The sequence below is a fragment of the Massilia oculi genome, assembly GCF_003143515.1.
Lineage (GTDB): Bacteria > Pseudomonadota > Gammaproteobacteria > Burkholderiales > Burkholderiaceae_D > Telluria > Telluria oculi.
The window spans coordinates 688,088-707,432 of record NZ_CP029343.1 but is presented as its reverse complement, the minus strand read 5'-3'; the positions used below and the strand labels follow the sequence as shown (position 1 = coordinate 707,432).

Below are 19,345 nucleotides of genomic sequence, written 5' to 3'. Positions count from 1 at the left end.
ATCAGACCCCCGACGCGATGATCAGGCTCTGCAGCCACCAGGCCACCGCGCTCATCAGCGCGCCGCCGCCCACCAGCACCAGCGCCACACGGCGCAATCCCTGGCTGGCGAAGGCCACCAGGAAAGCGGTCAGGAAGACCAGGAAACCGACGATGTAGGACAGGTGCTCGGCATCGTGGAACTCCATGCCGGCGCTGTACAGCAAGGCGATGCCCAGGGCGACGACGCCCCAGGTGAATGCGTAGCCGCCAAGGATGGCCACCGCGGTGCGCGAGGCGATGTGGCGGGGCGTGAGTGTCATTGAGGTCATGGTCGCGCTGGTTGGGCGTGGCTGGAATGAAAAAGCTGTAAATGCGACAGCAAATGATAATCATTCTCATGATAGATGCATCACGCCGCCTTGACAAGCAATCGCGCCGATTTTGAACACGGCCGTGGCGGGCAGGCGTCGTGCGCCTGGCGCGCCGGAAGCGCGACTGTCTTTACTGGCGCAGTGCCTGGACCTCGCGCTGGCTGGCGAGCGGGCGAATCTCGGTGCTTTGCTGCATGGTATTGCGCCAGCCATCCGGCCCCAGCACCCACAAGCGTACATACCGTCCGCGCAGCCGGTTGGCGCCTTGCATCTCGGCCCGGAAGCGCACGGCGACCAGCGCCGCGCGGCCATTGTCGGGCAGCCGGATTTCCATGTCGTCGATCTCGTCCGAACGGAACTCGAACTCGTCGCGGCTCAGGAGTTGCATGAATTCGGTCTTGGTTCGGGCGCGACCGCCCGATTCTGGTGGATGGTGACCTGGACGTATCGACGAACGATGCGGCGGCGGCCCCGACCGGCCTGCCAGCGGGGACGCCATGAACGGGCGGCGCTGGCGCGACTTGCCGAGCAGGCCGGCGCCGCCGGCACGGTGCTGGCGCTGGATGCCGACGCCCTGGCGCCCGATGATGCGGTGGCGCTGGCCGACATTGTGTTCTTCGACGAGGCCGCATTTCGCTGCCGCTTCGACGCGCCGCCCGGTCCGGCGTCCCTGCGGCGCGCACTGGCGCTGGGCCCGCATACGGTAATGGTGACGCTGGAAGGTGCGGGCGCCATGGCGGCCTGCGCCGCCGGCTTTGCCCAGCAGTCCGCCATGCGGCCAGGGCGCACGGAGGGGTTCCATGCGGCGTTTCTCGACGCCTGGCTCGACGGCGTCGCTCTGGACGAGGCCCTGATGCGCGCCGGCGCCCTGGCTGGTCAGTCCGGCGCCGGAGGCAGGTTGCGGTAGACTTTCAGCGCATACGCCCGCGCCTTGGCCGGCGTCGGGCTGTTGTACGCGCCCACGGCCAGCCACGGGTCGCGCAGCCGCTGCAGGTTCTGGGCCAGGATCCAGCTGCCCACCTGCAGGCTCACGCAGGGGTCGTACAGGTGCTTTTCTTCGATGCCGTGGCGCTTGAGGAGCGGGAACCAGCTGCTGTTGATCTGCATGAGGCCCACGTCGTAGCTGCCGTTCCTGTTGCGGTTGATGGCGCGCGGGTTGATGCTCGACTCGGTTTTGGCGATCGCGTACAGCAGGCGCACGTCCACGCCGTAGCGCCTGGCGGCCGCTTCCCAGCAGGCGTGGGCGGGTGTGCAGGCCAGTATAGCGGCGAACAGCAGCAGTGCGAGCAGGCGGGCGCGGATCGTCATGGCGTCAACAGTCCATTCAGGTAGCGAAACTGGTTGTGCGGCGACTGGCAGCTCAGCGTGACGCCATTCGCGTCGCGCATGGCGGTGCCGATCGGGTACAGCCTGCCGTAGCTGCCGTCGGGCCTGGGCTTCTGTCCCGGCAGATTGCAGGCCGTGCCGGCCACGATGGTCTTGCCGTCCACCCAGTTGGCGCCGGATTGCGCGCCGTTGCGGGCGTCGAACTCGCGGCCCCGGACGATGCCGCTGGCGCGCACGTCGCGCCCGGCATCGATGGTCCCGGCGGCAGCGACAGAACCGGCGTCCAGATGGCCGCGGGTGACGAGCGTGCCGGCGCGGGCCTGGGACGGAACCTCGAGGTGACCGTTCTGGTCAACCGCCAGCGCCTGCCAGGCGTTGCCGGCGCGGGCGACGTAGGCGCGGCCGGTATCCGCCGTCATCCGCACATCGCCCGGCGCATCGCCGGCTGGCAGGGCAGCGTGGCTGGCGCTGGTCTCTTTCCATGTGCCGCCGGCGCGCTGGCGTTTCCAGACGCCGTTCGCTGCGCAACTGAGCAGGTCGCGCTTGCTGTCCAGAGCGATGGCCGGGGCGGTACCGCAGGCCTGGCCGACGGCAGCCACGGCGCCGCCGCCCATTGCCAGCGGCGTTTCCAGCACATTCCACGGGGCCTCGACGGCGGGTCCGCGGCGCGCCAGGAAGTCGGGCGCCCCTGCGCCGGTCCCCAGCGGCTGGCGCAACAGGCTGACCAGCCGCCCGGGCGCGATCGGGCCGGCCGGACAGGCGCCAGCGGCGAAGGGCTGAAGGCTGGCAGTATCGAGTGTCCAGGCGCCAAAGGCGCCACGCGCGCGCAAGGGCGCAGCGGGCATCAGATAGCCTGCGCCGGGGCCCGCACTGGCGGCCATCTCGGCGAGATCGGCCGGATCTGGCTGTTGACCCCCGCTGGCACTGACCAGCGCCTCGACCTGGCTCCCGTTCCTGAGCAGCAGCACACAGGCGGCATGACCGTAGACGTTCAGCGGCTCGAAGCCGGGCGCGAGGTAGCCGGCGGCCAGGAGCTGGTCGAGCGGAAGGGCGGTGGCGACGCCCGCCGCGAGTTCGCCGGCCAGCAGGTCGCGCCGCGCTTCCAGATAGCGCTGGGTTGCCGCCGCCAGCTCGGCGTGGCGGCGGGCGCCGTCGCGCAGGCGGGCGCGTTCCCAGTCCTGGCCCAGGATCGGCAGGATGGCGCCGGCCAGCAGCGCGCCCAGCACGATCACCGCCAGCATCTCGAGCAGGCCGAAGCCGCCCTGTGGCGCGCGCCTCATGGCGTCATGCCGCCGCTCTGGTAGCGGAACTTGTGATCCTGCTCGTAGCAGATCATGGTGATGCCGTGCTTGTCCGGCAGCTGGCTGCCGACCGGGTAGATGATCGAGTTGCTGGCCGTCGGGATATGACAGTCGCGTCCAGCCCAGGCATAGTTGCCGTTGTTCGGGTCACCCGTGCCGCTGAATTCGAAGACCGGCGAGATGAAGAAGCTGTCGGCCCACAAATGGTAACCGTAGACGCCTTCGGTCGCTTTCACCTCCTTGGCGCGCACGTCGATGCTGACATTCATGTCGCCGCCCACCTCCGCGTGGCCGATCACCTTGCCGCTGCCGGCAGTCAGGCGGTTGGGGACCTCCAGATTGCCGTTCTGGTCGACCGCCAGCGCCTTCCAGCCGCTGCTGCCGTGCACGAAGGCGCGTCCCGTGTCGAGCGTGACCCGCACCGCGCCATTCGGTTCGTCGGTCAGCGCGAGCAGGGCGCCGAAATTCGCCACCGGGTCGCGCCAGGTGTCGTTGCCGCTGTTCTTCCATCGTTTTTCGGGCCCGCAGGTGACGATATTGCGCTGTTCGTCGATGGCGATGCGGGCGGCGTCGCCGCAGGCCGCGCCGTTCTGCACGAGGGCGGCGCCGGCCATGCGCAGCGGAGCATTCATCTGGTTCAGTTCGGGCCGGCCCGGCACCGCGCCGCGGTACAGGAAATCGGTCGGCAAGGCGGCGCCGGCGTCGGCGAACAGGGCGGATGCCAGGCGTCCACCAGCGGCGGCGGTGCCGGTGCAGCTGCGGTTGGTGTAGGCGGCCAGCGCGGCGGCGTCCAGGCGCCAGCTGCCGAAGGCGCCGCCGGCTGCCGGTCCCGGCGCCGTTGGGTCCAGCTTGATGGCGCCGCCACCGGCGCCGGCATGTGCTGCGATATAGGCGAGCGCGGCGTCACCGATTGCCTCGCCGCCTTCGCTCGCCGCAAGCGCAGACAGCGCCGCGCCGGCCCGCCGCACGAGCAGGCAGGGTGTCTGGCCATAGGGATTGGTGTCGCTGAAGCCGGCCGGCAGGAAGCCCGCGCCGGCCGCCTTCAGCGCGGCCAGGCCGACAGCCACCGTGCCACCGGCGGCCTGCTGGTACAGGGCCGCCTGGTTGGCACGCAGGTAGAGCGCTGCGGCGGCGGCGAAGCGCTGCTGATAGCCTGCCGCGTGCTGGCGCCGCAGGTCGTCCAGCAGGCGCGCGGTCAGCGTCGCGACGCCGGCCGCGACCAGTGTGGCCAGCGCCAGCGCACCCAGCATTTCGACCAGGCCGAAGCCGCGTGTCCGGCTGATTGGCTTCATCGCGCGGCCTTCAGTAGCGGTGCGCCAGCCAGACCGGCGCGCCGGCCTTCAGCGCCCCGTTCGGAATGGCGGGCAGCGCCACCGCGGCGCCGGCATGTGCGGCCGGATCGATGCGTCCGGCGCCGGGATTGGCGCGGCCGGCCAGCTCGGATCCGTGCGCCAGCTGCGCCAGGTCGGCCGCGATGTCGACAGCCGGCAATCGGGTGGCGTAGACCGCGATCACGCCGCCGGCGTCCACGTGGTTGCTCCACAGACCCGGATCCGGGTCGGCATACCAGGTCGGCAGCGACAGCTGGGCTTTTGGCACCGTGCCCGCAAATGCCGGGTGCTCGTGGGCATAGCGCACCACGGCGTCGCGATAGACGGCCATGCTGGATGCCAGGGCCGCGCCGTTGCCGGCCAGGGCCAGGGTCTGGTCGTCGTTATGTTCCTGCATGGCGTACAGGCCGCAACTGCCGGCCAGCGCCAGGGTCACCCATCCGGTCCACATCAGGCACGCTCCCTCAGGTCGAAGACGCCAGCCGGCGCGCGCAACAGATTGTTCACCTGCTGCTGCATGGCCTGGCGTAGTTGGTCGAAATGGCCGTCGCGCAGCAGCCGACGGGCTTCGGGCGCGCCCTGCAACTGCAGGAATTCGGTCTCCAGGCGGCGCGGCTGGCCGGCCTGCACCGGCTCCGGCGCCTGCGGCAGGCGTTGGTGCAGGATGCCGGCCAGGCCATCGGCAAGCAGCGCGCGCGCCGCGCCCTGGCCAAGATGGGCGTCGGCCATCGTGTGCAGACGGCCGAGCGTACGCACCGGGTCTTCGCCGACCATGGTGGCGATCACCAGCCGGCCTTCGCTGCTGGCGCGCAGCACCTCGGCGGCCACCCGCGGCTCGACGATCTCGTGCACCAGCACCATCCCTGCGCCCCAGCGTGCGCTGTCGCGCAGCCGGTCGATGAAGCCGCGCGTGTCGCGCCCGCCCACCGTCTGGTAACAGATGCCGTCGCCGTGGGCGCCTTCGAGCGGCAGCTCGGCCGGCACTTCGGCTGTGACGGCCACGCCCCCGAATGCCGCCAGTCTCTCCTTGACCATCGCACAGGCGGTGGTAGTCTTGCCCATCTTGGGGCCGCCCGCGATCACGAACAGTCCGCCCAGGCCGGGGTCGAGCATGCGCCGCACATAGGCGGGCGGGATGCCGAGTTCGGCCAGGCTGCCGATGCTGCCCGCGAGCTTGCGCAGCACGAACATGGCGCCACGCGGCGTGGGCATCACTGCCACACGGTATTGTGCCTCGCCGTGTTCCTGGCGGAACTCTGCGGCGCCGTCCGGCAGCGCGTCCAGCGTGGCGCGGCAGGCCGCGAGAAGGCGCGCGCAATCCTGGCGCAGCGCTGCGTCGGGCGGAAGCGGCACCACGCGCGCGCCGGGCAGCGCGCAGTAGCGGTCATCCAGGGATGGATGGCCGAGATACAGGTCGGCGAAGGCGAAATGCTTGAGACTGGACATAATCGGGCGGGTAGCGTTGGCGGAGGCGGCAGGCTGGATCAGGTGGCGGTCCAGGTGATCTCGTTCTCGCCGGCGGCGCACGAGGCGTTCGCGGTGGTCGGCGTGATGGGGAAGGAGACAATGTCATTGGTCGCATTGACCTTCACCTTGCTCCAGCCGCTGGCGCCGCTCAGGATCGAGATGCAGGCGTCCTGCGGCACGGCGGCATACTTGATCTCGAAGGCGGAAGTGGCACCGGTGATGGTGACCGCGCCGTTCCAGGCGTTCTTCACGTCGTTGTTGTTGACCGCGAGCGTGGCCGGCAGCACGCGCGACTTGATCGCCTGTTCGGTGATCGCGACCTGTCCGTAGCTGGCTGCCTGGCCCATGTAGAGACGCTTGATGCCGGTGCGGATCGACACCACTTCCTCGATGGTGCGGTTGGCCTGGGCATTGCCGAAGGCGCTGCCGAGCATCGAGACCGCGCCCAGCACGACGATGGCGGCGATGCCGAGATAGGCGATGATCTCGAGCAGCGAGGCGCCCCGCTGGCGGCGTGCGCGCGGGACGATGTGGGCGTTGTGCGGTTGCTTGTTCATGCTGTCGTTCTCCATTGGTGGTCAATCGAATGCCCCGGTCGGGGCGGTTAATATCAGTGCACGGCGCGGGTAAGGGCGGTGATTTCCTGCTGCAGGCCGAAGAATCCGGTCACCAGCCAGCCCATTACCAGAGACAGGGTCAGGATCGCCAGGCCGTTGAGCACCTTCATCTGGCCGGCGATCGCCTCCACCCCTTCCTCCATCCATTCCTGCGCCAGCATCGCCAGCGCTTCGGTGAAGCCTTTGTAGTCGGCGTAGACGCACAGGTCGTCGATCACTTCCTGCGACGGAAAGCCGTAGCCGGCGTTGCGCAGCGCCTCGCCGCAGTTCAGGCCCGACTTGACGCCCAACAGGGCGCCATCGAGCCGCTCGCGCAACCAGGGGCTGGCGGCGTCGGACAGGCGCATCAGCGATTTCTCGACGCTGATGCCGGCCCCCTGCAGCGCCGAGAACGCCAGCAGGAAGCTGCCTCCCGCCAGCAGGCGGTAGATCGACCAGGGCGCGACCCGGTCGGCCAGGGCGCGCAGGCTGCCGCGCCAGCGCGGCAACGAGAAGACCACCAGCGCCGCGAGCGCGCCCAGCCCGGCCAGCACCGGCAGCGTCCAGTGCCGCACCGCCTGCGACATCCAGTACAGCGACGCCGCCACCCCCTGCCATTTGGCGGGATCGACCAGCATCGCGAACTGCGGCACCACCTGGGTGCCGAACACGTACACATAGGCCAGCGTCAGTCCGAACAGCGCGGCCGGATAGGCCAGGCCGCCGACCACCACGCGCCGGATCTTCTTGCCGGCCTGGGCCACTTCGATCAGCACGTAGAGTGTGTGTTCGAGGCGGCCCGATTGTTCCCCGGCCAGGATGATCATCTGCTCGTTCTGCGGAATCCACGGCTGCAGCGCCTCGGACAGCATGCGGCCGTTCTGCAGCATGCGGCGGCAGTCGTCGCAGATGATGACCATGGCGTCGCGCTTTCCGCCGCGCGCCGCCGCGCGTTCGCGCAACTCGTCGATGATCCTGAGCAGCGGCAGGCCGTTGCCGAGCATCTTGGCCACCTTGCGGTAGAAGCGCAGGCGCGGCACGTCTCCGAACTGCAGGCGCGCGAACGCGCGTTCGATATCAATGGGCATGGATACGCTCCCCTCCGGCGGCCGTCATGCCGGCCGCCAGGTCGCGCCACGCGGCCAGTGGCCGGCCTTCCGTGACCAGCAGACCGACCGTCTTCTCTGCAGTGCGCGGATCGACCAGGCCGGCCGCGACCTTGTCGATCGCGTGTTCGACCAGCGTGCGGCCATCGAGTTCGGTGCGCCAGTAGGCCAGCGCGCCACGCTTGTCGCCGCCGCGCAGCAGCTCGCAGAAGCGGTCGTCGGGCAGAATCACTTCGGCCAGCACGCTGCGTCCCGAGGTGGCGCGGCCATGGCAGTGCTGGCAGCCGTCGCCGGACACGCACACGCCGTCCAGGTTCGGACCGAGGGCGCCATGCAGGCGCGCCAGCAGCGCCGGCTCGAACAGGTGGCTGCGGGCGGCCAGCGGCTGCTTGCAGTGCGGGCACAGTAGCTTGACGAGTCGCTGGCTGATCAAGCCACTCACGACGGTGTGGTCGGCTACCATGCCGATCGGCAGTCCCAGGTCGACCAGGCGGTCGACGATCGCGATCGCGCTGTTGGCATGCACCGTGCTCCAGACCTGGTGGCCGGTCATGGCCGCGCGCAGCGCGCTGCGCGCCGAGGCGCCGTCGCGCACTTCGCCGATCATGATGGTGTCGGGGTCGAGCCGCAGGGCGTTGGCGATGGCAGCCGCGAACAGGCGGCTGCGCTCGTTCTCGTCGGCGGCGTTCGTGACCGCAGTCTGCACCGCGCCCGGGATCGGGTACTCGATCGGATCTTCGACCGTGAGGGCGTGGATGCTGCCGCCCGATTCGATGATCTCACCGGTCAGCACGCGCTGCAGCGTGGTCGACTTGCCCGAGCCGGTGGGGCCGCTGATGATGTTCATGCCGATCGGCTGGTTCTTGAGGATGGCGATGGCCGCAGCGTGGGCCGGGCTGAAGCCCAGCGGCAGCAGGTCGATGTCGTCGCCGGCATCGTTGTACAGCAGGCGCAGCACCATCAGATTGCCTTCGGCGGTGGGGGCGGTGGCGATCCTCACCCCATCGAGCATGGGTGGCAGCTTGTCGCGGTCGCCGATGCTGGCATCCTGACGCTCGGTCGGCTTGTAGCTGCTGTCCGAGACCGCAGTCATGGCGCCGTACAGCGTCGCCAGCAGGCGCTCGCCGTATTCGCGGGTCTGGCTGCCTACATGCACCAGATCGTTGTGGATGCGGAAGTGGAATTCGGTGCTGAGACGGTTGACGCGGATGTGCACGTCCGACGCGCGTTCGCGGCAGGCCCGCGTCAGCAGGTCCTTGGCCGTGACCTGCATCAGCGAGTGTTCCTGGTGGCGCGGGGGGCGCCGCCGCTGCCAGACTGGTAGGCGCGGCAGATGTCCTCGATCGAGCTGGCCACCGTCAGGAAGGGCTGTTCCATGCGGCGCAGGCGCGCCTGGTAGGACTGCACATGGGGATTGAGCTCCTGGCCGGCGGCGACCAGCAGGCGGCCGTCGGACAGCAGGCACAGGAGCTTTCTTTCCTCGTCGCTGGCCATCAGCTTGCCGCTGCGGCTGATCACATCGGCTACTTCGGCGCTCTCGGACGCCGCGCCCGGACGCGTGCCGGCGGGTTTCATGGCTGTCCTCCAGGGACGGCCGCCACCGCCACCGGTGGCGGCAGTGCCGACAGCGTCCATGGCAGGCGCGCCGGGGCGGTGACGCCGGCAGCGGCCGGTCCGGCGGCGCTCGCAGCCGGCGCATGGGCCAGGCGAATGCGTTCCTTGCGCCCGCGGCCCACCACCACTTCGCCGGCGCGCACCGACAGCACCGTCATCCCGTTCGGCAGCACTTCGCCGATCGCCGCGTCCATCTGGCTGCCGTTCTCCATCATCAGGGTGGCGTGCATCCGGTGGCCGATGCCCTCGACCGCGACCACGGTCGGGTCGCCGGCCCGCGCGGGGCGCTCCAGTTGGCGTGTCTGCAGATGGCGCTGGGCCAGGTCGTTGCGCTGGGCCGCCAGTTGCAGCCGAACCGCCATCTGGCGCTCCTCGGCCTTGAGCAGCAGGGTTTCGTTTTCGATCCTGGCCAGGCTGTCGGCGGTCGAGCGCGCGCCCGCGGCTTCGTTCGCCGGCTCGGCGGCGATGGCCGTCAGCGACGCTGCGAACAGGGCGCCCAGGACGGCGGCGCGGGTTGGGTAGTCATTTCGCATACAGCACTCCTTCGAGAGACCAGATTCCGGAACGGTAGGTGATTTTTTCGAGCCGCAGTCCGGGCATTTGCAGCATCGCCGGCAAGGCCTGCGGCGCCAGGCGGTCGAGCGCGACGCTGACCGAATAGGTGGTCCATCCCGGTGGTGGCGGCACGGCGCCGTCGGGACCGGGGGGCGCGGGTGGCAGCGGACGTTCGGCGACCTGGCCGGTCAGGCCGAGCCGTTGCCACAATTCCTGCAGCATGCGGCGGCCTTCGATCCCGGACGCCAGTTCCTCGGCGCGGGTGGCGCCGGCCTCGAGCGCTTCGGACAGGACGGCGCGTTCGCCGCTGGCATCGACCTGGGCCTGCGGCAGCGCCGCCAGCAGCAGGCCGAGATGCGATTCGCCGCGCCGCCAGCTGTGCGTGGCGTCGCCTGGTCCGCACTGGAATTGTTCGAGCGGCCAGCCGCCCGGCGCCAGGTGGCGCAGCCGTGCGAGGCAGCGCCGCACCAGGTCGTCGGCCGGCGCCTGCGCGTGCCAGGGTGGAGGGGGCGGCGGCGCCGGTGGCGGCGCCTCGTGTAGCACTGCCTCCATGGCGCGCTGCTGCATGTCGCGCAACTGCTGGGCGCTGTGACGCTGGTACAGCGTGGCTGCCGTCACCAGCGCGGCCAGCGTCGCGCCGGCGCCGAGCAGCCAGGCGCGCCGCTGCGCGGGCCGGCCCACCGTGTCGAGGCGTGCCCAGCGGACCTTCGCGTCGCCGGCCAGCAGCGCATCGATGTCGACCGGGAGGAAGTCGTGAAAGCCGTACTGGGCGAGCCCGGGGTCGCCTGTCACGCGGTTCCAGCCGCCGAGCGCATAGTCGCCGTGCAGGCGTTCGAGCACTTGTTCGCGGGTGCCGGCGAAATCGCCGCCGGGCAGGAAGTTGGCGTCGCGCACGGCCAGATAGGCCCACATCCCGTCCGGCAGCCGGAACGCGCCGAGCCAGTTGTGCGGCGCCTGCCGCTGGCCGTTGCAGAATCCCGCGTCCTGGGCCAGGCGCGCCGCCGCCACGCAGGCGAAGGAGGCCTGGCCGCGCCGTGCGCCGTCGCGGGTGTGGGCATAGCCTGCCTGCGCCATCGTGTGGTCCTTGCGCAGCACCAGCAGATCGGCGTCGATCTTGAGCGCCAGTGCGCGCGCTTCCGCCGCCAGCTCGCGCGGGCGCGACAGCGATTGCCAGAACAGGCCGCACACCAGCTTGTGGCGGCCGATGGCGATGGCGTGGATGCTCATGTCAGCTCTCGTCTCAGGCGCCGGCCATGGCCACGGGGGTGACCAGGATCACGATGATTTCCTTGCCGGCGCGCGCCTTGACGCCGCCCCCGAGCAGGAAGTTGGACGGGTGGCCGACGCCGTTGCGATCGAGGTTGTCGTCGGTCTGCTCAAAGCCGCTGATGATCAGGGTCTCGTTCGATTTCATGGCGACCCGCTGCAGGAAATTGCGGGTATCGACTTCCGGCGTCTGGATGATGGCGGCGTTGTCGCCGCCGCTCGACACCGTGTTCAGGCGCACCAGCGACGAGATATCCGTCGAGAACTGCAGCATCACGGTGCCGTTGTCCAGCAGGTGCGGCAGGATCGACATATTGAAGCCCGAAGTGACGGTGCCGGGCGTGAGCGAGGTGGAGCTGCCGACGTCCGCCGTCAGCGTGGTCTGCGACGACTTCAGATAGGCGGTCTGCTTGGCGACCTGGATCGGCACCGGCTGGTTGTTCAGGGTGACCACCGAAGCGGTGGTTTCGCGCCGCACCTGGCCCTGGTCGGACAGCGCGTCGATCATGACCTCGCTGCCGGCCCAGCGGCTGGCGCCACTCAGGATGCCAGCCGTGAAACTGCTGCCGCCGCTTGGCGCCAGGTTGTTGGTGATCTGGTAGCGGTTTTCGAGCGTCTCGTACAGCAGGTCCCATTTGATGCCGTAGTTGTCGCCCTGGTTCAGGGTGACCGCCAGCACCGTCACATTGATCATGACCTGGCGGCCGAGCGCCTTGTTCTGGGCCTCGATGAAGGCACCGATGCGTTCGAGCGAGGCAGGGGTGTCGGTCACGGTCAGGGTGCCGGTGGCGGGCGAAGCCAGCACCTTGCCGCCGGCAGAGAGCATGATGGCGACCGTTTTTTCGAGGCTGCCGAACACCGACAGCTCCGATTTGACGGCGGTGTTCTGCACATTCGCCGAGCTGACGCCGCCACCGCTACCGCCGCCACCACCGCTGCCGCCCGCGGCGCCACCACCGCCGCCACCCGCGCCGCCTTCGTTACTCGCATTGCTGCTCACGCTTGCGTTCAGGGACGCGTCGCCCGGAATCGCATTGATCTGGAAGGTGCGGGTATCGTGGTGAAAGAACAGGATGGCGCCATCCGCATACTTCCAGGACACGCCGAAACGGGCGGCGGCGGTGTCGAGCAGGCCGCGCAGGCTGCCGCTGGCATAGACGATGTGCGTCGGAGCGCCGCCTGTCGCCGCGTTGGGGGCGGCGGGAACGGTGGCGGCCCCGGTGGCGACCCCGGCGCCGCGCGCGCCCGCTGCCAGCGCATCGGCGCTGACGCGCACCGGGATCCCGGCGCGCACGGTAATGCGCTCGGCGAATTCGGACAGCGAGGCCACGCTGCGGTCGAAGGTCGCGTTCTGGTCGAACAGCGGCGGCAGCGCGGCAAGGTCGCGCTTGACCGTGCTGCGGCCGATCCACATCCCGTTCTCGCTGACTACCGAGGACACGCTGCGGCCGCGCGCCTCGACCTGGCCGACGTCGCGCACCATCCGCGCAGCCTGGCGCTCGCCGGCGTCGATGCGTTTGGCGACATCGCCCGGCAGGCCGCTGCAGGCGGCCAGCGCGGCGGCCAGCGCCACGACCAGGAACGGTTTGACAGGCAGGGAAGGGGACATCACTGGTTTCCTTTCGAAGTCACACGGATCACATGGTTGCCCCGGTACAAGACGACCTGCATGGGCGTTTCGGCGCCGGCCAGGCTGTCGGCGACGGCCGTCACGGCCTGCTCGAATTCGCCCTCGACGCGGGTGTTGGCATCGATCCGGAAGTCGACCGGCATTTCCCACAGCAGCTGCCAGCCGGCCTCGCGCGCCCAGCGCGCGAAGGTCTTGCTGAGCGTGCCGTCTTCGAGCTTGACGGTCCAGCTCGGGATAGGTTTGGGCGCCGCGGCGGTCGCGGTCGGGGTCGCGGGAGCCGCCGCCGTCGCAGCCTGCGCGACCTCGGCCGGCTTGGGACGCAGGCGCATCTTCGGCGCCCCCGGCTTCGACGAGCTGATATACAGCACGGCGCCGTCGTAGTGCCAGACGAACTGGTGGAAGGAACCCAGCATGTCGAGCAGCACCCCCGGGGCCATGTCGAAACTGCCCGTGACGCTGCCTTCGACTTCGTCGGCCAGGTCGAGCTGGACGCGCATCGCGCGGGCGAAGTCGCGCAGCACCTGGCGCAGATCCTGGCGCTGGGCGACGTAGTCGAATTTGGCGCGCTGCCAGGTCGGCGCGGGCGCGGCCGTCAGGGGCATGGACAGCGCCAGCAGCAGCGCGCAGGCGACGGCCCGCAGGCAGCGGCGATCGGATGGAACATTCTGTGCTGGCATGAAGACCCTGTCGAGGAAGGTGGACATCGAGACGGCGGCAGGCCCGAAGGCTTGCGGACGAATGGATTCTAATCAGCACACCGGAAACAGTTTTTCAAAAATTCTCATCGGCAACTTCGATGGTTGATGAGAAATGTTGATGTCTTCTATGGCCAGACGAAGGACATGGGGCGGAACCGGGCCGGCTTTCCGGCTCACACACGACCATCTCACTTCTGCGAACGGACACACCATGGCGGCGATACCTCAGATGATGCGGACCGCGACGAATCTGCTGTCGCGGGCCACGCCCCATCTCACCAATCTCGCGCAGGCGGCCGGTGCAGCGGCGACGCTTCACGCGGCGGTGTCCGGCAGCGGGCAGGCCAGGACGGCGCCGGAGCAGGCGGCGCCGCCGCCGCGGTTCCGGCAGTGCGCCCGTTCGCAGCAATTGCAGCGGCAGTTCCGTGGAGAGCAGGCGGCGCGCGGCGCGCGTGGCGAGGCGGGTCGGGCGGACGAGCCGGCCGACCCGGTCAAGGGGGAGCTCAAGCGCATGTCCGACGAGGCGCAGGAGCGCGCGGAAGCCACGGTCGAGGCGGCGAAGTCGGTCGGCTGATCCTCTACGCCGCGCGGGGGAACCTGCGTGCGCCGCGCTCCACCCCACCGGTCAATTCTTTCTTGTTTCGATCGCTTTACCCTACTTCGGGAGTCATCATGATCAACCAATCCATGCCGGTCGACCCGACCGGCACCACCAGCAGGCTGCACGAGACCGCCCCGGTCCGGATCGATCCGGTCGTCGTCGACGACGGCGACGCGGCCGCCTTCCGCGCTGCCATGGCCCAGCATGCGCGCGCTGCCGGCGTCGCGCCTGACCTGGGCAATGCCAGCGGACGCGTGGCGCTGGGCGAGCAGATCATGGGCCGCGCCAGCACCCTGGCAGAGGAAATCCAGGGCGACCAGCAATACGTGTCGAAGCTGCTGGAAACCGCGACCCGCAGCGGTGACTCGATGCACCTCATGAAGGCGATGATGGCGATGCACGATTACCAGACCCGCGTGCAGTTCGTGTCCAAGGTGGTGTCCAAGGCCGCCACCTCGGTCGACCAGCTGACCAAGCTGCAATGATCATGAGCATCGACCGTTACCCAGCCGGCGTTGCGCCGGTGTCGCCATGGCGCTGGCTGCGCCAGTTGCTGGCCCTGCTGGTGCTCGTATCGCTGTGCGCGTGCAGCCGCCAGGTGGTGCTGCAGAGCGACCTGACCGACGCCGACGCCAACGAGATCGTCGCTTTGCTGCGCCATGCCGGCATCGAGGCCCAGAAGCTGACCGTCAAGGGCGTGGTCAGCCTGCAGGTGCCCGAACCGTCGCTGGCGCGCGCCAGCGAGGCGATGCGCGCCGCCGGCCTGCCGCGGCGCCGCTTCTCCGATCTGGGCACGGTGTTCAAGAAAGAGGGCATGATCTCCACCCCGCTCGAGGAGCGTGCCCGCTACCTGTACGGCCTGTCCGAGGAACTGGCGGCCACGCTGCAGCAGATCGACGGCGTGCTGGCGGCGCGCGTGCACGTGGTGCTGCCCGAACGGGTGGCGCCGGGCGAGCCGGTGATGCCGTCGTCGGCGGCGGTCTTCATCAAGTACCGCGCCCCGTTCGACGAGGACGGCAATGTGGCGCGCATCCGGCGCATGGTGGCCGGCAGCATTCCGGGACTGGCCGGCGACGACGGCGCCGCCAAGGTGCCGGTGGTGTTCACGCCGTCGCTCGAGCGGACGCTCGACGTCGACTGGCGCACCAGCTTCGGCGTGACGGTGCAGGCCGCGTCGGCCGGCCGCCTTGCCTTGCTGGTGTATGGACTGGGTGGACTGGCCTTCGTGGCGCTGGCCGCGTTGGGCGCACTGCTGGCTTTGCGCCATCCTGCGGTGGCCCTGTGGTGGCAGCGGCGCCGTCCCGGCGCGGCCGCGGCGGGGACCGCATGACGGCGCCGGCGTCCCTGTCGCCCGCCTTCGTGCAATGGTGGTTCGCGCCCTGGGATCTGGCCGGCTTGCGCCAGGATGCCGGCGCCCCCGCGCCGCGCGACTTGCTGGGCCGGCGCGACGCCTACCGGCGCTGGTGCCTGGACGCCGGCATTCCGGCGGCCCTGCCGCCCACCCCGGACAGCCGCTGGGCGGCGCTGGCTACCCTCGGTGACACCGAGCTGGCGCGGGCGGCGCGCCTGTTCGGCGGACTGTTCGCGGCGCGCATGCCGCTGCCGCAGGCCCTGGCCGGCCTCGAAGAAGACGAGCGGCGCTGGTGCGCCGGCGTGGCCAATCTGCAGCCACTGCCGCGTGCGCCGTGGCGCGCGTCGACTGCACTGGAAGCGGGCGTGGACGGCGCCGGCCTGGCCTGGCTGGCGCTATGCCTCGAACACGGCTTTCCCGGCCTGTGGCCGCGCCTGCGCCTGCGCCTGCCGGCCAGCGCCGCCGCCGGCGCCGAGCGCTGCCTGCAGGATGGCGGCGTACCCCCGGCCGACGCCGCGCTGGCGCGCCTGGCGCGCTGCTGGACCCTGTGCGAGCGGCGCGCCGCCTGACCCCGACACGAAAGGCAGACCATGGATTTTTGCAGCACCCGCATCGACATGCCACCCGGCCTGGTGGCCAGCCACGGCATCCTGAGCAGCGCGGCCCTGGCCCTGAGCGAGGACGCGCAAGTCGCCGCCGGGCGCCTGCTCGCCGAAGCGCAGACCCGGGCCGGCGCGCTGGTCGAGGACGAACTCGCGCGCTGCCGCGAGGATATCGGCGCGCGCCAGCGGCAGGCGCTCGGCCAGTTGCAGGCCATGCTGGCGGCCCAGGAGCGCCTGCCGCGCGAATTCCTGGCGCGCACCGGGCCGGTCGTCATCGAACTGGCCCAGGCGCTGTTCCTGCGCCTGGTGGGCGAGCTGGCGCCGCACGAACGCGCCCAAGTGCTGCTGCGCCAGTTGCAGACCGAGGCCCCGGCGCGCCTGGCCGACCCGGAATTGCGCGTGCATCCGGAAGATGCGCCGTCGATCGCGCCGCGCCTGCTGCCGGCCGGCTGGCGCGTGCGCCCCGACCCGAACCTGGCGCGTGGGTGCTACCGGCTGGAGTCCGGCGCCGGCGAGTGGCAGGTCGACTTCGATGCGGCGACCCTGGCCTTGTCGGATGCGCTGGAGGCCCTGCAGGCGGCGCCGCCAGAAGAAGGGGCAGCGATATAGATTTTTTTTTCGCGTCGATGGAACCGTTTTGTGCATCGCGTGCACTCACCCTGCACGCGCCCCTGCGCTCGGGGCGCATCCACCTTGTCTCGAAAGGGAGTCCGACATGTCCGTCTCACATGCAGCCAGCATCGACCCATTGCGCCGCCTGGATCGTCGCATGGACGCCGCCAATGGCCAGATCGAAGATTTCATGCAGGCCCAGGCGGCCGGCGAAGAGCCCGATCCGGCCGCTTTCACCGCCATGCTGGAGCAGCGCATGACGGTCGAACAGGCGATGCAGGCCCAGCTCAAGCTGCACGAGAAGCCGCTCAAGACCGTGCTGACGGAAACGCGATGAGCCAGCCGCCAGCGCAGGACCAGGACGTCCAGCTGCGCCGTGTCGGCGACGGGGCGGAGCTCAGCGTCGTGCTGGGGCCGGCCCACGATCCGGATACGCTGCGCGCGGCGCTGGGTCTCGGGCTGTCGAGCGCCCTCTGTTTCGATGCCGGCCTGGCCTGCAATGACGACGGGCGCTGGCTGGTGCTGACGCGCTGGCTGGATACCTTGCCCGATGCACCGGCGCTGGACGCGGCGCGCGCGGCCATGCTCGAACAGCGCGCCGCCTGGCGCGCGCTGCTGCCGGCGCAGGGCGATGCCGGCAGCGCCTCCGCGCGCGCCAGCCAGGAATTGCGCCAGCAGCAGCGCCTGCGCGGCCTGTTCGCCCGCACCAACCCATGAGAGTCACGATGATCAAGCGATTACGCAACAGCCTGTTGAGCGCGGCCATGGCCGCGCTGTGCTGCATGCCGGCCGGCGCCGCCGTGCCGTCCAGCTGGAAGGCGACCGGCTTCTCGATCGATGCCAATAATATGAAGCTGTCGAAGGTGCTGCAGGAATTCGGCAAGACCTATGGCGTCAAGCTCGACATCCAGGTGCGCGCGAGCCAGGCCTTGCAAGGCCGCCTGCAGGCCGACGACGGCGCCGCCTTCCTCGACCGTCTGGCAGCCAGCCACCGCTTCAACTGGTTCGTCTACAACGGCGTGCTGTACGTGGTGCCGCTCGACGACACCCGCTCGGTGCGGATCGAGGTCGGCGAGGACGCCGTTCAGGACGCCAAGGCCGCGCTGCAGGGGCTGGGCCTGTTCGACACCCGCTTCGGCTGGGGCGAGTTGCCCGACGAGGGCGTGGTGCTGGTCAGCGGTCCGCGCGAATACGTGCGGCTGGCGGGCGAGATCCTGCTCCCCGGCGGCAAGAAGAAGGAGCCGTCGCAGGAACGCCAGATGATGCTGTTCCGGCTCAAGTACGCTAGCGCGACCGACCGCGTGATCCAGTTGCGCGGCACGCGCGAGACGCTGCCCGGCCTCAAGACCATCCTGTCGAACCTGCTCAATCCGGCGACGCCCGAGCGCCTGGCGGCGCCGGCCACCGATTTCGACGCCGCCAGCCGCAAGCGCTCGCGCACCGCGCCGGTGGGCCCGGGCGAGGCGCAGGAGCTCGATTTCGCGGCCGGCGCCGAAGCCCTGCGCACCGCGCTGCCGCTGCCGTTCGCGGCCAGGGGCGCGAGCCCGGGCGCTGCCGAGACGGACGCCGCCGGCGCCGACACGGCATCCAGCCGCCGGCGCGACGCGCGCAACGCCGAGCGCGCCGAACGGCCGCGCATCGAGGCCGATCCGGCGCTGAACGCGATCCTGATCTACGACCACGTCAGCAAGCGCGACAGTTACCAGCGCCTGATCGACGATCTCGACGTCGAACCGGCCCAGGTCGAGATCGAGGCGCTGATCGTCGACATCGACCGGACCCGCCTGGCCGATATGGGCGTCGAATGGAGCTTGTCGGTCGGCACCAGCAACGTGACCGTCAATGGCGGCTCGGGCGACTCGGCCGGGGTGGCGCTGCCGCTGCCCGGTTCGACCCTCCTGATCCGTAATGCCGCCAACTTCTATGCGCGCCTGAAGGCGCTCGAGGGCACGGGAGAGGCGCGCGTGCTGGCCAAGCCGACCGTGCTGACGCTGGAAAACGTGGCCGCCGTGCTGGACCTGAGCCAGACCGCCTATGTCCCGCTGGTGGGCGAGCGCGTCAGCGACCTGGCCGACATCACCGCCGGCACCATGCTGCGGGTGTTGCCGCGCATCCTGCGCGACGGCCGCGCCACGCGGGTGCGGCTCGACGTCGACATCGAGGACGGCGGCTTGACCGAGGTCGGCGGCAAGACCAATGCCAACCGCGCGACCATCACCACCCAGGCGATGATCGAGCTGCAGCAGACGCTGATGATCGGCGGCTATCACTCGGAGCAGACCAAGCGCGAGCAGAACAAGGTGCCGCTGCTGGGCGACCTGGCCGGTATCGGGGGCCTGTTCCGCAACGAGTCCGAGACCCGGCGCGACCGCGAGCGCCTGTTCCTGATCACGCCGCGCCTGGCCCAGGGCGGCACCGCCGCGCCGGGCCGCTCGACCGTGGGGCGCTCGGCCCTGCTGATGGTCGATACGCCGTCGATGGAGGTGGCGCCGGCACCGGCGCCCGCGCCTGCGCCGGTTCCGGCGGCGCCGGCCGCCCCTGGCAGCTAGTGTCCGCATCGTCGCCAGCCGCGCACGGCATGCCGTGCGCGGCTTTTCTTTTATCGTTCGACAATGAAGAAGCGCCCCCGGGCCGCATGCGGCCGGCGGGGGCGCCGGGATCGAGGTAAAGACGCAATCAGGCCATGTCGTTGGCCGACTTGGCCAGCGTGTTGTAGCCGCGCAGCTTGGCCATCGCATTGTTCTGGGCGATGCGCCACAGCGCATCCTGGGTCGCCTGTTCACCCAGGGCCTGGGCCTCGGCCGCATGGGCTTCGGCGCTCTGGACACGGGCGTCGCCGCTGCGTTGCGACAGCATGGTGCTCTGGAGTGTCGTCATCGGAAATCCTCCCGGAAAAAAGGATAAAGAAATCCGCCGGGCCCGCAGGCGCCGGCGGCC

The 19,345-nt window shown here is 70.1% G+C and carries 23 protein-coding genes and 1 pseudogene; 9 read left to right on the top strand and 15 right to left on the bottom strand.

The features are described from left to right. Position 1: 1 nt before the first annotated feature. Positions 2–301: an iron uptake protein gene (locus DIR46_RS03260; protein WP_370659955.1), complete on the bottom strand. Its 300-nt coding sequence runs from the start codon at positions 299–301 to the stop codon at positions 2–4. A gap of 181 nt (positions 302–482) precedes the next feature. After that, the gene (locus DIR46_RS26410) at positions 483–740 is read right to left on the bottom strand and encodes a hypothetical protein (RefSeq protein WP_162819416.1); all 258 of its coding nucleotides are present in this window, start codon (positions 738–740) and stop codon (positions 483–485) included. 69 nt (positions 741–809) lie between these two features. On the opposite strand from DIR46_RS26410, the gene DIR46_RS26405 reads away from it, so the two are divergent. After that, positions 810–1,259 (top strand): hypothetical protein, encoded by a 450-nt coding sequence (locus DIR46_RS26405; RefSeq protein ID WP_162819415.1) that lies wholly within the window; start codon positions 810–812, stop codon positions 1,257–1,259. Here DIR46_RS26405 and DIR46_RS03250 read toward each other — a convergent pair. From DIR46_RS03250 to DIR46_RS03195, 12 genes and pseudogenes are all read right to left on the bottom strand, one after another. Next, the gene (locus tag DIR46_RS03250) at positions 1,229–1,660 is read right to left on the bottom strand and encodes a lytic transglycosylase domain-containing protein (protein ID WP_109343962.1); all 432 of its coding nucleotides are present in this window, start codon (positions 1,658–1,660) and stop codon (positions 1,229–1,231) included. The two genes, DIR46_RS26405 and DIR46_RS03250, sit on opposite strands and share 31 nt — an antisense overlap. Continuing rightward, positions 1,657–2,958, bottom strand: a complete 1,302-nt coding sequence (locus DIR46_RS03245) for a type II secretion system protein (protein ID WP_109343961.1) — start codon at positions 2,956–2,958, stop codon at positions 1,657–1,659. The genes DIR46_RS03250 and DIR46_RS03245 overlap by 4 nt, the downstream gene beginning before the upstream one ends. Beyond that, positions 2,955–4,271: a shufflon system plasmid conjugative transfer pilus tip adhesin PilV gene (gene pilV / locus DIR46_RS03240; RefSeq protein ID WP_109343960.1), complete on the bottom strand. Its 1,317-nt coding sequence runs from the start codon at positions 4,269–4,271 to the stop codon at positions 2,955–2,957. Before pilV ends, DIR46_RS03245 begins: the two co-directional genes overlap by 4 nt. 10 nt (positions 4,272–4,281) lie before the next feature. Further along, the gene (gene pilM / locus DIR46_RS03235) at positions 4,282–4,761 is read right to left on the bottom strand and encodes a type IV pilus biogenesis protein PilM (RefSeq protein ID WP_109343959.1); all 480 of its coding nucleotides are present in this window, start codon (positions 4,759–4,761) and stop codon (positions 4,282–4,284) included. After that, positions 4,761–5,756: an ATPase, T2SS/T4P/T4SS family gene (locus tag DIR46_RS03230; protein WP_109343958.1), complete on the bottom strand. Its 996-nt coding sequence runs from the start codon at positions 5,754–5,756 to the stop codon at positions 4,761–4,763. The genes pilM and DIR46_RS03230 overlap by 1 nt, the downstream gene beginning before the upstream one ends. A 38-nt stretch (positions 5,757–5,794) precedes the next feature. Beyond that, a complete protein-coding gene (locus tag DIR46_RS03225; RefSeq protein ID WP_229446477.1) occupies positions 5,795–6,334 on the bottom strand; it encodes a type 4 pilus major pilin in 540 nt (179 codons plus the stop codon). 53 nt (positions 6,335–6,387) lie between these two features. After that, positions 6,388–7,461, bottom strand: a complete 1,074-nt coding sequence (locus DIR46_RS03220; RefSeq protein ID WP_109343956.1) for a type II secretion system F family protein — start codon at positions 7,459–7,461, stop codon at positions 6,388–6,390. Continuing rightward, positions 7,451–9,054 (bottom strand): annotated as a pseudogene (locus DIR46_RS03215) (GspE/PulE family protein). The gene DIR46_RS03220 and the pseudogene DIR46_RS03215 overlap by 11 nt, the downstream one beginning before the upstream one ends. Next, a complete protein-coding gene (gene pilP, locus DIR46_RS03210; protein WP_109343955.1) occupies positions 9,051–9,626 on the bottom strand; it encodes a type IV pilus biogenesis protein PilP in 576 nt (191 codons plus the stop codon). Before pilP ends, DIR46_RS03215 begins: the two are co-directional and overlap by 4 nt. Then, entirely contained in the window at positions 9,616–10,875 is a 1,260-nt protein-coding gene (gene pilO2, locus DIR46_RS03205; protein WP_109343954.1) for a type 4b pilus protein PilO2, read from the bottom strand. The genes pilP and pilO2 overlap by 11 nt, the downstream gene beginning before the upstream one ends. A 13-nt stretch (positions 10,876–10,888) precedes the next feature. Further along, positions 10,889–12,523 (bottom strand): PilN family type IVB pilus formation outer membrane protein, encoded by a 1,635-nt coding sequence (gene pilN / locus DIR46_RS03200; protein ID WP_109343953.1) that lies wholly within the window; start codon positions 12,521–12,523, stop codon positions 10,889–10,891. Further along, the gene (locus tag DIR46_RS03195; RefSeq protein ID WP_162819414.1) at positions 12,523–13,221 is read right to left on the bottom strand and encodes a toxin co-regulated pilus biosynthesis Q family protein; all 699 of its coding nucleotides are present in this window, start codon (positions 13,219–13,221) and stop codon (positions 12,523–12,525) included. The genes pilN and DIR46_RS03195 overlap by 1 nt, the downstream gene beginning before the upstream one ends. A 232-nt stretch (positions 13,222–13,453) precedes the next feature. On the opposite strand from DIR46_RS03195, the gene DIR46_RS03190 reads away from it, so the two are divergent. The 8 genes from DIR46_RS03190 to sctC all read left to right on the top strand — a co-directional run bounded on the left by DIR46_RS03190 (position 13,454) and on the right by sctC (position 18,957). Continuing rightward, positions 13,454–13,816 carry a hypothetical protein gene (locus tag DIR46_RS03190; RefSeq protein ID WP_109343951.1) on the top strand — a complete coding sequence of 121 codons (363 nt, stop codon included), beginning with the start codon at positions 13,454–13,456 and terminating at the stop codon, positions 13,814–13,816. A 98-nt stretch (positions 13,817–13,914) separates the two neighbouring features. Further along, positions 13,915–14,328: an EscF/YscF/HrpA family type III secretion system needle major subunit gene (locus DIR46_RS03185; RefSeq protein ID WP_229446476.1), complete on the top strand. Its 414-nt coding sequence runs from the start codon at positions 13,915–13,917 to the stop codon at positions 14,326–14,328. A 2-nt stretch (positions 14,329–14,330) separates the two neighbouring features. Beyond that, entirely contained in the window at positions 14,331–15,173 is an 843-nt protein-coding gene (sctJ, locus tag DIR46_RS03180) for a type III secretion system inner membrane ring lipoprotein SctJ (protein WP_109343950.1), read from the top strand. Beyond that, positions 15,170–15,763 carry a hypothetical protein gene (locus tag DIR46_RS03175; protein ID WP_162819413.1) on the top strand — a complete coding sequence of 198 codons (594 nt, stop codon included), beginning with the start codon at positions 15,170–15,172 and terminating at the stop codon, positions 15,761–15,763. The genes sctJ and DIR46_RS03175 overlap by 4 nt, the downstream gene beginning before the upstream one ends. A 21-nt stretch (positions 15,764–15,784) precedes the next feature. Continuing rightward, positions 15,785–16,405, top strand: a complete 621-nt coding sequence (locus DIR46_RS03170) for a FliH/SctL family protein (protein WP_109343948.1) — start codon at positions 15,785–15,787, stop codon at positions 16,403–16,405. A gap of 106 nt (positions 16,406–16,511) precedes the next feature. Next, positions 16,512–16,745 carry a hypothetical protein gene (locus DIR46_RS03165; RefSeq protein WP_109343947.1) on the top strand — a complete coding sequence of 78 codons (234 nt, stop codon included), beginning with the start codon at positions 16,512–16,514 and terminating at the stop codon, positions 16,743–16,745. Continuing rightward, complete coding sequence (locus DIR46_RS03160; RefSeq protein WP_109343946.1) at positions 16,742–17,125, top strand: hypothetical protein; 384 nt, start codon at positions 16,742–16,744, stop codon at positions 17,123–17,125. The genes DIR46_RS03165 and DIR46_RS03160 overlap by 4 nt, the downstream gene beginning before the upstream one ends. Before the next feature lie 8 nt (positions 17,126–17,133). Continuing rightward, positions 17,134–18,957, top strand: coding sequence for a type III secretion system outer membrane ring subunit SctC (gene sctC / locus DIR46_RS03155; protein WP_229446475.1), 1,824 nt, complete (start codon positions 17,134–17,136; stop codon positions 18,955–18,957). Positions 18,958–19,084: 127 nt separating this feature from the next. Here the strand turns inward: sctC and DIR46_RS03150 are convergent, their stop codons facing one another. Beyond that, on the bottom strand, positions 19,085–19,285 hold the full coding sequence (locus DIR46_RS03150) for a hypothetical protein (protein ID WP_109343945.1): 201 nt from the start codon (positions 19,283–19,285) through the stop codon (positions 19,085–19,087). Positions 19,286–19,345: the final 60 nt, after the last annotated feature.